At 38.4% G+C, this 12,997-nt stretch carries 15 protein-coding genes; 2 read left to right on the plus strand and 13 right to left on the minus strand.

The features are described from left to right. The first annotated feature begins 353 nt into the window (after window positions 1-353). Complete coding sequence (locus ACR32F_RS31890; protein ID WP_440114804.1) at window positions 354-779, plus strand: hypothetical protein; 426 nt, start codon at window positions 354-356, stop codon at window positions 777-779. A gap of 68 nt (window positions 780-847) precedes the next feature. Here ACR32F_RS31890 and ACR32F_RS31895 read toward each other — a convergent pair whose 3' ends face one another. From ACR32F_RS31895 to ACR32F_RS31930, 8 genes are all read right to left on the minus strand, one after another. Continuing rightward, on the minus strand, window positions 848-1,252 hold the full coding sequence (locus ACR32F_RS31895) for an Imm7 family immunity protein (RefSeq protein ID WP_440114807.1): 405 nt from the start codon (window positions 1,250-1,252) through the stop codon (window positions 848-850). A 554-nt stretch (window positions 1,253-1,806) separates the two neighbouring features. Further along, the gene (locus tag ACR32F_RS31900; protein ID WP_440114810.1) at window positions 1,807-2,094 is read right to left on the minus strand and encodes a hypothetical protein; all 288 of its coding nucleotides are present in this window, start codon (window positions 2,092-2,094) and stop codon (window positions 1,807-1,809) included. Between the two features lie 118 nt (window positions 2,095-2,212). Continuing rightward, window positions 2,213-2,617: a hypothetical protein gene (locus ACR32F_RS31905; protein ID WP_440114813.1), complete on the minus strand. Its 405-nt coding sequence runs from the start codon at window positions 2,615-2,617 to the stop codon at window positions 2,213-2,215. A gap of 83 nt (window positions 2,618-2,700) precedes the next feature. Then, complete coding sequence (locus ACR32F_RS31910; protein ID WP_036671821.1) at window positions 2,701-3,111, minus strand: hypothetical protein; 411 nt, start codon at window positions 3,109-3,111, stop codon at window positions 2,701-2,703. 29 nt (window positions 3,112-3,140) lie between these two features. Next, window positions 3,141-4,361 carry a WXG100 family type VII secretion target gene (locus tag ACR32F_RS31915; protein ID WP_440114816.1) on the minus strand — a complete coding sequence of 407 codons (1,221 nt, stop codon included), beginning with the start codon at window positions 4,359-4,361 and terminating at the stop codon, window positions 3,141-3,143. 404 nt (window positions 4,362-4,765) lie between these two features. Next, entirely contained in the window at window positions 4,766-5,107 is a 342-nt protein-coding gene (locus tag ACR32F_RS31920; RefSeq protein ID WP_440114818.1) for a DUF3221 domain-containing protein, read from the minus strand. 30 nt (window positions 5,108-5,137) lie between these two features. Beyond that, window positions 5,138-6,448 carry a S1 family peptidase gene (locus tag ACR32F_RS31925; protein WP_440114820.1) on the minus strand — a complete coding sequence of 437 codons (1,311 nt, stop codon included), beginning with the start codon at window positions 6,446-6,448 and terminating at the stop codon, window positions 5,138-5,140. A gap of 155 nt (window positions 6,449-6,603) precedes the next feature. Continuing rightward, window positions 6,604-7,410 carry a DNA-binding protein gene (locus ACR32F_RS31930; RefSeq protein WP_440114823.1) on the minus strand — a complete coding sequence of 269 codons (807 nt, stop codon included), beginning with the start codon at window positions 7,408-7,410 and terminating at the stop codon, window positions 6,604-6,606. A 172-nt stretch (window positions 7,411-7,582) separates the two neighbouring features. Here ACR32F_RS31930 and ACR32F_RS31935 point away from each other — a divergent pair, with 172 nt between their 5' ends. Further along, on the plus strand, window positions 7,583-7,936 hold the full coding sequence (locus ACR32F_RS31935; RefSeq protein WP_440114826.1) for a helix-turn-helix domain-containing protein: 354 nt from the start codon (window positions 7,583-7,585) through the stop codon (window positions 7,934-7,936). 6 nt (window positions 7,937-7,942) lie between these two features. Here the strand turns inward: ACR32F_RS31935 and ACR32F_RS31940 are convergent, their stop codons facing one another. The 5 genes from ACR32F_RS31940 to ACR32F_RS31960 form a co-directional block, all read right to left on the minus strand. Beyond that, window positions 7,943-8,626: a hypothetical protein gene (locus tag ACR32F_RS31940; protein WP_440114829.1), complete on the minus strand. Its 684-nt coding sequence runs from the start codon at window positions 8,624-8,626 to the stop codon at window positions 7,943-7,945. Between the two features lie 3 nt (window positions 8,627-8,629). Beyond that, the gene (locus tag ACR32F_RS31945; RefSeq protein ID WP_440114831.1) at window positions 8,630-8,956 is read right to left on the minus strand and encodes a hypothetical protein; all 327 of its coding nucleotides are present in this window, start codon (window positions 8,954-8,956) and stop codon (window positions 8,630-8,632) included. A 21-nt stretch (window positions 8,957-8,977) separates the two neighbouring features. Then, entirely contained in the window at window positions 8,978-9,934 is a 957-nt protein-coding gene (locus ACR32F_RS31950) for a ParA family protein (RefSeq protein WP_440114834.1), read from the minus strand. A gap of 196 nt (window positions 9,935-10,130) precedes the next feature. Beyond that, complete coding sequence (locus ACR32F_RS31955) at window positions 10,131-11,822, minus strand: diguanylate cyclase (RefSeq protein ID WP_440114837.1); 1,692 nt, start codon at window positions 11,820-11,822, stop codon at window positions 10,131-10,133. A gap of 337 nt (window positions 11,823-12,159) precedes the next feature. Next, the gene (locus tag ACR32F_RS31960; protein ID WP_440114840.1) at window positions 12,160-12,930 is read right to left on the minus strand and encodes an AAC(3) family N-acetyltransferase; all 771 of its coding nucleotides are present in this window, start codon (window positions 12,928-12,930) and stop codon (window positions 12,160-12,162) included. Between the last annotated feature and the right edge of the window lie 67 nt (window positions 12,931-12,997).

Consider the following 12,997-nt stretch of genomic DNA (forward strand, 5'->3'; position numbering starts at 1 on the left):
TAATCATTATGATCTATACAATGAGTATTATCATATCGTAATGATTACGTTTTGACAAGAATTATATTGGTGTTAGAACGAGAAAAAATCCGACTCTCGGATGAGAGCGGATTCTTCATGTTTTTTGTTACATATGAGGGCTTTAATATGGTGTACTTCCTTTGCGATCTGGGATTGTTTAGATGTAGAACCATGCAAGATTTCTCGAAGAGTTATAATCCTGTTTCGTAGTCTTCCAGCAAATGTGACTAATAACCTTCGATGTCTAATATGGATATCGAATCAATTTCTTTGAAATAGATAGGTGGAACATTTCAATTGTAAATTTCGTTTGAAGATTAAGGGGGAGTACAATGAAGAAATTTTCACTTATCGCCTTAATGCTTGCTGCATTTATGGTCCTGATTCTTATCAGCTGCCAAAGTTCTAATCAGCCCGATCCAGCCGGAGTAAGTAAAGTACCGAAGGAATTAGAAACCTTCTATCCCGGCGATATTACCCAGGTTGATTCTATTGAAATGATGAGTGGCAGTGATGGTACTAAAAAAATAACTACAGATCAAGTGCTAATTCAGGAATGGATTGAAAAGGTACGCGATATAGAAATCGTACTTGATCCAGACCAAGAAGATGCAACAGGGGTTTTGTTCCATGTCACGATGTTTGAGCAGGGGAAAGAAGTGTTGTATATAACTCCTACCAATATGAATCATCAGCGAATGGAGCCACAGTTGGAATTGGCTGACCGAATGACGGAACTTTATGATGCAATAAAATAAGAGTGTTCTTATAACATGAACAAGCACTGTATTCAAAGTGACTACATGCTGAAAAGTTCCGTATAAAACTATCCTTCGTAATCATCTTCTAGTTTAGGTATGAATGGGGAGAGAAACGGATCATCATTCTCCATTACTTTACCTCGAATCAAAGTGTAAACCTTAAACTGATTGGAGGATTCCGCATCATCACTATCTCTTACATAAAGAATTCCATAGGAACCCGGAGCTATTCCACCTACTTCTTTAAACACTTCGATCGGATCATACTTGGATTCAGGTTTGTGATTATCTAGGCCCGCTATCCAAAGTTGAAAATCACCATTAATTGCTCTCAAGTCCAAAACACCTGTAGGCCAATTCAGTTCCTCTACATATCGCCGCAGATGTTGAATCACTAACTCGTATTGATCCTCATCTTCTTCAAACGAGGCACTCTCTCTAATGGTTGCCCATCCATGATATTCGTACATGATCTCAACTCCTAGATCTGTATATGTATGTAGACAATACTTCGAAACTATTAACTATTTATGACTGCACGAAATCGAGCATATCCCGTTTCAACATTTCTCCGCAAAGTGGGTTTTCGAAACCCCAAAGAATATTCACCGTATTGACTAACGGTAACTGCATCCCTCCTATACTATCCTCAATCAGAATATAAAGTCTCATCATTCCATCCGTACTATTCAAAGGCTCGTCCTTTTCTCTCACAGGCTTGATAATGAATCTGTAATCGTTGGACCATCCTCAATAAAATCTCTTCAAATATTACTTCATTCAATCTGTTATATCTGTTCCAAAGTCATCCCCCACTTTGATCAACATGATCCTATTCGATGTCGCTAATATCTTGTACTGAAATATTTAAATGTCTCCAATACTTAAGAGGATAAGCTGCACCACTTACAACTATTTCGCCTTGTCTTATGGTGAAACTCCTGCCTCGTTCAAAGAATTTTATCATCGGGTCGTAGAGATCGATGTATTGAATTGCTTCATCTACTCCTTGATCTGCTAATTCTCAGACTTCTATATAACCGTAGCAAATTACCTTCACATAAGGATTTACTAGCGTGTCCAGTTTTGAACAGGCTCGATATACTTTTTCATCTATGGCTTTTCCAAGGATTTTAGAAAAACTAAATAGGGGATATTGATCTATTGAAGCATCCATCTCATTTAATAATTGATTAACGCGTCTCAGATATTCTTTAATCAGAACATGAGACGATTCTAGTGAGCTATCTTCGGTATCCTCAAATGATATAGACGACAAACGTTCAATAGCTGTAGTTAGTAGATGCCCCATGCGTTGCTCTCCTCTCGATCGACTATTAACCCTATTCAGAGTTACGTACAAGGTAATGACTAAATAACGCAGCCCTGACAGCTGCGTTATCGTTTGAAAGTATGTTCCTTGATCTCAATCAGTCGTATTCGATATACACGCTGCAACCGTTCGTTTTGGCTAATTCTAAAAATGTTGATATCTGATGTGCTGCTTCTGGGAGAGTAAGAACAATATTCTTAACATTATCTATTTGCTCACCAGTTACTTTACTCACATTGAAGGATTTAAATAAACGAATAGCTGAATCAAGGTCCTGTATTTCCCATGGACTTTCCTCATACCAACCTTCATGGGCATAGTATTCTTGTAGAATACCATTGTCAGTAGACTCATACTGACACATAAGATCCAATAATGTCTCAAAATATCCATTCCACATCTTTAGGATATTTTTCTCCGCAGAGTTTTCAAATACAATTAATATTCCCGGTTGCCCCTCGTAACCAACATAATAAAAGTCATTAACTTTATCTTCTTTCATAGTTCATCAACTCTCCAACGTTCATAAAGAGCATTACCCTCGCTCTAATGAACTTAGGTACTCGCTTATTATACTCATTTCACCTATTTTAACCCCTTAAGAAATTCCTCTAATATTTTTTGGCTAGCAGTTCCTGCTCCTGAAATTGCATTATGCACACGATCTAATATCATAGGATGATTTATAATTCGTTGCTTATGTTCAGTAGATGTGTAGCTTCTTAATGTATCTATACATATTTCAAATAGCTCGCTGTCTTCAACAGAAAGTAGCGAAAGTAGGATTTCAAATTCTTGTGTGTGCTGTGTACTATCTAGACAGTAAGCCAGCTTTTTCTTCCAGTACAGTGGCTTATTCAACACCTCAATGGTTAACTGATCCCAATCACTTTGTCCGAAATCCTCCAATATTTCTGCTGCTATAATACAACCGTCATCATACCAGGAATCAACTGTCGTCACAGCTGATAAAAGATTATCTAATTGTTTGTACATATTTTATAGTTACCTTCCATTTTATAAGTTTAGAAACCTGCTGGTTGGGGTGCGTTTACATCACCTGTAGGATAGGCGCTACTAACTTCATCCCCATTTTTAATTACATCAACTTCTACACCATCAACCTTCTCACGATGCCACGTAGCCCTATCTCTTATTCTTGATGATATGGCGGGCGTATCTCCAACATCTTTTATACTTCCAATAATCTTATCTTCACTCCACGAATTTGGAAACAAAGTACTATGCTTAAGTTTAGAAATATTTCCATCTTCGAATTGTTTAGTAAAGAGAACATACTTAGTTCCATCCGGATTACTTCTTACTACTTCTACAGCATAACTATTGTTGCTATTGTTTATATTGGGTGAGTGCCCACCTATCAAAATATTTTTCGGGACTTTTCGCTGCCCTTCCAATATTTTAGATTCCATTTCTGAACTGATAACAGTTTTTGGAGTCGCTCCCAAGCTGTTATCGGTCTGAGTATTCTCAACTCTGGATTCAGCTTTCTTTATATTATTCTGAATCTTAGATGCCAAACCAGATGACGACGTTTTAAATGGTCCTGAACGTCCCGGCATACTTCCACGAACCATCTGAATCGCCATGAATATCTGACTAAACTTCAGAGAGGTCACCATCATCTGAACATACTTATCTGAAACAGGCTCTCCCGTCGTAGGATGAATTCCCATCTCAAATGCCTTGATCTGTAACGCAAATATATCTTCCCCAGGCGGTTCAACGTTCACAGCTTGCATGCGATTAAAGTCCAGATTTCCCTGATCCCTCTGATAAGCCTGAAGGGCAGCCTGATCTGCAACACCATTCTCGTTGACAGGCATCCATACCCACTTACCAAACATATTGATTTGCGCCATCCGATAGCCCTTGTCACCCGAACCTGAATCACCTGATGATTTGGTCATCATAGCTACGGCACCGACTGCTCCAATTGCACCACCCAGACTTACCTTCTGAGCATCTACATCTTGGAAACGCGTGGCGATATCCTTCAATTCCTTCGATGTATTCACCATACTCTCCAGCGCTTTATCCAGTATAGGTCGTGACTGCTCGAACTCATAGTAAAATCGCTCCTGCGTCGCGCCCATCCACATCATCTGAACAAACATGATCTGTCTTGTCAGATCACTTCGTATACTCTCTAACTGTTGTCTGGCTTGATCCACCTGATTCGATACGTGATGTAGTTGTTCAGGGGTAACTTTGATTGTACTCATACGTTTCTCCGCTCATTCGAAATAGGATTATCCTATGTTAGCAGAAGTTTAATATGTAAACTATCCGGCTAACATCCTGATTTCACCATGGTAAAAACACAAGCTGTGCTCCTCATCGGTGCTATAGTCCTATATGCATATACCCACTTCAAGGCATATCCTACCAGTTTCAGTAAATACCTTTCCTACTTCATTTCCTCCAACATCACCCGATACCGCCCAATCTGCTCCGCTGTCGCCTCTTCCCGCAATGATTCAAAGTGAAGTTTGAAGTGCGAACTATTTCATACTCTGGAGTGAACTAAACCACATACGGGTTTCTAAGCAAAATGAAAGAAGAGTGTTGCACTCAATCAACATAGACAACACTCTTCATATATTAAATCGATTTAAGTCATCTTGTTTTACTCATTTGCTAACTTAGTATATTTCTTAGCAGTGAGGATCCCGGGATACGATGTCTCTAAAGTATCATAAGTTATTTCTATCTCGTCCCCAACATTAAATTTAGACAGGTTTATACCACTAACCCAATATACTTCACTATATTTGTTTGATTGTATTAATTTATTAGTATCTTCCTGAAGATCCTCTGGTACCAAATTACTTATTACAAGAATTCTTTTGTTCGATTGATCAATCTCTTTTACATACCCTTGAACCCGTTGATCATTTGAATTAAAAATGGTACATGCACTCAATATAAATAACAGTGAACATATTAACAACACCTTCATAAATTTCATACGGACACACCTCCAATTAATTTATTTAAATTAATTTAGAATTGGTTCCACATCAAGTTTACTTAACACATTACTTATGTGTGAATATATTCCATCAGTACCTATATAACCTTTATTTACACCCTTTAAGATTGTGCTGTAATAGACCGGTCCTCCGCTATCTCCAGCAGTAGTGGAATAAGTTGCTGTTCTTAAACCAGTAAAATTAACACCATTAAATGTTGTCGAAGTAGCTTTACTCTTTAACACACCACAGGAGACAGCATTATTAGGTGAGGATGCACCTGAGAGACAAATCATTTCCCCTACAAATTCATTGTTGGTTCCTTGTACCGTATCAAAGTGACCAGCTCTCGAAGTACTTGTGTATAAATCGTTACTATAGGACAAAGATGATAATCCTACTGTAGCCGCATCTACGTTTCCACTATTGTATCTCGCTCCCATAGAACCAATATTATTTGATCCTTGTTTGAAGCTATTACCAGCGCTCCCACAATGACCCGCTGTAACGACAAAATTAGAGCTCGTTGTACGTGCTTTAGCCAAAAAACCAATTGTACATCCACCACCAGTGTTTGTATTAGTAATTCTTACTCCTGCTTGTAACGGGTTGAATGTTGTATTTCTATCATGATTCTGAGTTTCTCTAGCTTCTCTAATTAGTAACATATCTGTATTGAAAACAGCCTCTAAGGCTCTTCTCTTTTCTTCATTCAGCTCTTTTATACCAACCTCAACTTTTTGCTCTGGAACGTTGACTACAATTTCGGCAATTTTTACACCGTTAAGATCACGATCTAAGTATTCTACTAACTTGTCATGGAAATCATTTAAATCTTGTTCTGAATATTCAGTTACAAAGAAATTAACGTGGTTCCCATTGTAACCATAAATTCTTTCAATGTTTGTTTTGAATTTTACTTCATTTTCTATTTCTTTGATTCCTACGTTTAAAACACCACCTGATCTTTGATCTATATATGCAAGAACATTTTTGTAACCACCATTAGCTTCAATAAATTCATCTACAAGAGGTAAGGTTTTAGACTGATGGGTAATCCTTGAGGATATCAGATCTTCTTCCATTTTTGAGAGTCTTACTCCGAATTCAGTTTCATCAACTGAATCTAAGGTTAGCGAATTGATACTCATTGTGCTGAGACCAAACTCATCTCTGAATTTCAATTCTTTCAAAATATCATAGTTTTTATTCTCAACTACAGCTAAACCTAAGTCTGAACTACTATTAATTGAACCACTATATGCGTGAGATGATCCTGTTATAACAAAAGAAGTGGACAGAACAAAAACACCTACAAATTTTAAAAATTTTTTCATTAGTATTAAACCTCCAATGATCTGGTTTTATTTTGTTTACGAACCTGAGAAATGTACAACGTTACTACATTACATTTTGAAATATATTCCCCCTTCTAAAATAAATAACAGTTGATAACATACTAAAGTTTCCATTTTTTTATATTTTAAAGTAATTATTTTTCACACCCCTCCAACATCACCCGATACCGTCCAATCTGCTCCGCCGTCGCCTCTTCCCGCAATGATTCCAACAATGCTGTGCACCTTATAAAATACCGATCCATCCCAAGCTTATCCGCTAACTGAATCGCCTGCAAAATGAACTCCACTGCCTCCTGTGGCCTTCCCCTCCACTGTTCGTACAAAGATCGCTGATAACAGTAATGGTACACACTATCGTTGTTTGATGAATTCATTTCTCTGCCATCGCCCTGCATCTGATCCTCTAACACCTCTAAAACTCGATCAATCTGCCACCTATGCCGCACTCCTGCTTCCGTAATCACTTTCAGACCTGCCAACCGTTCCTCCGGATGCTCAAGCAAAAAGTTCACAAACTCCTCCAGCAATTTCACCTGCCCGGCTTCAATCTCAAGAGCATACCGATTCACCTGTACCTTATGCCTGAACTCCTGCACCACCTGCATACCTACCTCATCCAGATCCTCCATCCACCCTAGTTCTGCATATTGATCGATACATGCTCGCGCCTGATCTACCTGTCCCATCTTCTGGTGAGCCATACCCCGCATCAAATGACTGAGCCTGTAATAGTAGACCAAGGGCCGCTCAATGTGTATATGTGGTACAGGCACTCCCTTTGACTGATACTCCTGCCGCTCTTCATGGATGGACTGAACACATTGATATAACATGTCCGCCCTCTCCATCACCTTGTTCCAATTTTCAAAAGCCACAGCCATGTCCAACATTTCAACAATAATGTCCGGTTTGAGTGATTTTAAGATAGATTTCCGCAAAAAAGAGCCCCCTTTAATATTATAGGCGAACAAATTTTCTGATTACTCCTGTGAAGTAATGATATTCATTCATTATACTACTCAAAATGCGTAAATAACACCATTATTGCTATATATTTTAACCTGACTTTTATGACTCATCTTATCTAAGCTTATGTATGAGGTGATTTAAATGTCAGAGTTACGCCAATTAATAGGCACACGAATTAGAGCAATGCGAAATGCCAAAGGACTTACTCAACAAAAGCTGGCTGATATTGCTGGTTTAGATTATAGATATATTGGAGCATTAGAAAGAGGCGAAAGAAACTTTTCCATTGATACCTTGGAAAAAGTTCTGATCGCCTTGGATATCGGCATTAATGAATTAATGTTAGTTTCAAGTGAAGATCAAGATAGTGTGAGACAAAAAGCAATTGATGAGTTCATTTTGGGTACAAGCAAAGTGAGCATTGAAAAATTAGAATCAATACAGAAAATCAACAACGAAATCTTTGAAATTATTTCCCTAGATCAAAAAAATTGAAAGCTATTATCTAATTTGATAAAACTTATTTTCATACTGCTTACCCATCAAATATTCTAGAGTCACTTTACTCCTATGAAAAGAGCTATCAATCTCTTCAGTATTTTGAAGTAAAAATAACTTATTTAGTATATTTATTAGACCAATGAATTGGCCAATTTGATTTGTTCTCTGTCTTTCTGAAATTTGAGTTTTATTTTGAAGAGAATCTTCAAAATTATTTACCAGATGCTCTTTTAAATAGTCCCCTCCATGTATAAAAGAGCAAGCAATGTTGTATTCATTAATTATTTTATTGTATTCCTTGTCAGATAATTCTGACTTATTTTGTTCTTTGAGATCTATGAAGGACTGTTTTGTAATATGTGTAGTATATTGCTCGTCTTTGAGAATAAGTCTTATATAATTTTCTATTATGGAACGTTGATTCAAATAATAATATCTCGTTTCTTGCTTTATATCGTTCAATATTAAAGAAAGAAAATCTGATATAATCACCTTAATAAAGTAGGAGTTTGGATAAGAATTCAAAATATATTTAAAAAATACAATCTGTTTAGAAATGAATCTGTAAAAGTTCTTTGTTTTAGTATCAATATTAATATTTTTTGATTCTAATGCATATTTTTCAATATAATCGATTAAATTATTTATTTCTTCTTTACGTATATTAACATCAACATACTTCATGCTCTATAACCACCCATCAAAAATGTTCGCCTTGTTAGGGTTGGTTATCTTTGAATCAATGTACTTATACAATATTTTTTTGCTATTTATATAATCTTTATCATCAAGCGTTTCAATTAATCTGACTGTTCGAGCCACTATCAGTGTCCGAGAAGCCATAACATATTCTTTATATTCTATTTTGAATACATATTTCAAAAAATCATTTATCTCTTCATTTTTCTTAAATAACTCTTTAGAAAGAAGCATTGTAGATACTATTCCTATAACTTTATATCTAGCTGGCTTAGAGTTTTTCAATTCATTTTTATATATAATTAATTCGTTCACCGTTCCTCCTCCCTTACCTAATTATTTTAAAGCTTCTATTTTTCCTATCATTTCTGTCGCTATAGCCTCAATATCCTCTAATGAGGATTTATATCTTGTAGGTAATGTTCCACTATATCCATATTGAATATGATTAACAACATGACTTACAGAATCAAAAATATCTAAGCTGTGAACTGATTTTTTAGATTCAAAATCTTCTTTTATTTTTTGTTGCTTGGTATTAATCTTCTTATTCATCATAGTATAGATTATACCTAAACACTGCAACGGGATTTGTTCATCATCTACTAAGCTACTTACTGCTTTTTGTAAAGAATCTATCCCTATTATTGAATATCTGTCCACTCTATTGGGGATTACATAAAAGTCGGAAGCTATTAAAGCACTATCTGTATAGATAGTTAAAGTGGGCGGACAATCAATTAAAATATAATCATATTCCTCTCTTAATTTATTTGTAGAAATAAAGTTCCTTAATCGCTTGACTAAACTAAAATCGCTACTTTTATTCGCCAATACTAGGTTCAAATCACCGCAAACAAGATCTAAATTCTCTTTAACGTTAATAATTATATTCTCCGGTTTAGGTAGAACAAACTTATGACTTACATCTAACTGAGGTTTGAAAAGTTGAAAAATAGTCTTATTACTTTTAAGAACTTCACTGTAATAACTTGTGTCTTCAGTTTCAGTACCGTCTTCTTCCTCTTCTTCTTCTAACTGAGGTAATGCAAATTCCACTTGTTCGTCATCTATTATCTCTATATTATCAATATTATTATTTAAATTATTTTTCTTTTCCTTGTATGTATCCAGTAATGAGTGAGTTGCATTAAATTGAGGATCTATATCAATCATTAAAACTTTCTTCTCAGCATACCTTGCTAAAAAATCAGCAATACCAATACTCAAGGTGGTTTTACCTACTCCCCCTTTCATATTAATAAAAGAAATAACTTTTCCTTGTTTACTCAAGTCTATCACTCCTAATTCTTAGAATATTGATTTTACAAATTAAACTACTCTATTCGAGAGTCTTTAGTTACAAATTCTAAACTCAAATCGATAATTTGAGTATAATCCTAACAGACAAATGATAAAAGAAGTTTGTCCAGCTTACTGTAGGATTTAAGAAAATGACTCATCAAAAGTCTACTTTAACAATTAATTATCAAACAACTCCCCGCTCAAACGCCGCAAACTCAATCCGATTACGCCCATTCTGCTTCGCCTGATACAATGCCTTATCCACCGCAGCGAATAGATGCGTCAAATACCCCTCCGGATTTTCCGGTACATGCACAACTTCAAAATCCTCAAAGGACAGAATTCCAATACTAATCGTAATGGACACCTGCATAATCTCGTGATCCACCATAATACGGTTGGACTCCACGGCTAATCTCACGCGTTCCGCGATCTGGTTCGCCAAGTCATGCTCCGTATGCGGAAGGTAGATCATGAACTCTTCTCCACCATAGCGCGTCAGGATATCGGTACTGCGAATCGATTGTTTGACCGCCTCTGCCGTGCGGACGAGCACCTCATCGCCGATGACATGCCCATAGCGATCATTGATCGCTTTGAAGTAGTCGATATCAAGCAGTAGGAGTGAAAATGGTGTTTTGTATTGAATATTGGTAATGACTTCATGATTCAGGTGTTGGGTCAGATATCGACGGTTGTAACAGTTGGTTAAACTGTCTGTCAGCGCGAGTTCCTCCAGTTTGCGATTGGCCTCGGATAACTCCTGACGGATCAAGTCTAGCGCCTGGTTTCGCTCCTGAAGCGTTACGTTCTGGCGATTCATCTCTTTCACGTAGAAACGCTCCTGCGAGACATCCTGGAACGTGAGAATATGACCGATCGGCACAAGAGCCGAATCCACAATCGGAGACGATTGCAGGATATAGTGATGGATGCCGTCTCGCTCCACGATCACTTCAATGTGAGAGAGGGTATTTTCTTTTTTCTTATAATGATTGACGAACTCCCGGCAGCTGCCCACGACATGAACAGACTCCAGAAAGGCTTCCATATCAAAAGAATCCCCCACATGCATATCCATAAAGGATCGGGAGGCTTTGTTCACTTCAACAATGATCTCATTCTCATCCAGTACCAGAATGCCGTACGGAATCGTATTGATCACATCCTCATGAGCGATGGAGACCAGATCGAACACATTGTATCTTTTGATCACATAAACAAAGAAGAGGTCCGACAGAAAGATCCCCAGCGAAGTCATTCCAGGAATGATCGGCAACCATTGGCTCAGAACCACATTCAGAATAGCATCAATCGTTGCAAAAACAGCCAATACGAAGATGCCCCACAGGGTGATTCTCACCTGTTTTTTGATCATGGCAGACGTCTGCGCAGAATACACCGCCCGGAACAGAATAACGAGGGAAGCCAAGAAATAGCTCACCAGAATAACCATCACAACCCAGAACCAAGGGCCGTATGCCCGCTCGATGTATCCGCCCTCCAGTGGAATGACGAACTCGTTCCATGGATTTGCAACCACACCTATAGCCCCAATCACTGCTGGGACAAATAGCAGGAAGGTCCCTTTTGCGCTCAAACGCTCCGCATAACCGGTAATAAAGATCGTAAGTAGAAGCCACCCGCTCCCCAACAGGGAGACTGCGACGAAAGATAACGTCACATAGAACAACTGCAAACCGGAATCATCCGTCAACGTAGAGGCGAATTGACAGAAAGGCCAGAGCATCATCAACCCGTGAAACAAAAAGTACACCTTATGTAAGTTCGTAATTCTAACTGTAGCAAACACATATACACCTACACCAAACAATAGGACGAATAATAAGAGATCATACCATACTAATGGGTTCACGAATCTTCTCCTTCTTGGACGCGACAGCTACGATATTATTGATCTAGGTGAAATTTTAAAATCTTAACGTGAGGCTTCAATAAACCTTTAGACCTATAAAAGATATTCCTTCGCTGCTGCTAATGGTTAAATTAACCATATCTTATCACACCGCTAGTGGGGTGAGTAGCCCATACAATGGAATTATGACCATCCTCTGATTGATTTCTCGCTCTATTTTTGCGTTATTGTGAATGAATTAGGACCTTGAGTACCCAAATTGGAAGCGAAGCGTACCTTGTTATCTGTTGTAACGGGGAAAAGGTTTAGAGCCATCCACTACCGGACGGCCCTTACATCATTCATATACCGTTTTCAGAGGTAAATTATCCGAGAACAGATCCGGATTCTCTTTCAGCATGTCTGTGATGATGTCCGACACCATAGCCGCATCACACACCCTTACAACCGCATCACCAAGCTGCCCTTTACGCATCGCACCTTTGCGTTCAAGGATGTCATCGACTTTCCAGAAATGCTCCGACCATGGCAGTCCGCAATGTCTGCGGGACGGTACGGAAATCTCAGTTCCATCGGGTAAAACGGTATATAACATCTCATGCCCATCCGTTAATCTGCCCGGGATATCCACCCATTCTTCCACGCCGTGGATAAACGTGTTCCTTTTCAGATCAACGCCCACCAACAGGATAGTTGCCTTCCGATCGAGCAGTTTCCCCCAAGCAGAGCCTCTTGCACATGGTGTATCAAAAAGATGATCGTCTTTCGTAAATGCTTCCGCATCCCGTCCCAAGGCAGCTACGGAATGGGTAGGGTGCCATGAACGCACTACTCCAGGCCGTTTGCGAAATAACTCCGGTAGGATGCCAACGCAGCATGGTGAGGATTCCACGTGGAACATCGGATTGTCTGCATTAATTGTGGACCACGTATGGGTAGGTAAAACCAGCAGTCCGTCCTTCAAATACGCGGTGAACGCATCCAAGACGGTATCCGCGCCACCCTCGACAGACCCGATACTTTTCATCGAAGAATGGACCAGCAACGTCCCTTGGCTGTCAATGCCCATCTGCTCTAATTGCTTCATTAAGCTCTCTATTGTGTGCATGTTCTTCCCTCCTTTGCCGATGCTCTTGCTCTGGTTAGATAAATTACATCAAAATTGCTTTGTTTTC

Source organism: Paenibacillus hebaui (assembly GCF_051934385.1).
Taxonomy (GTDB): Bacteria; Bacillota; Bacilli; order Paenibacillales; family Paenibacillaceae; genus Paenibacillus.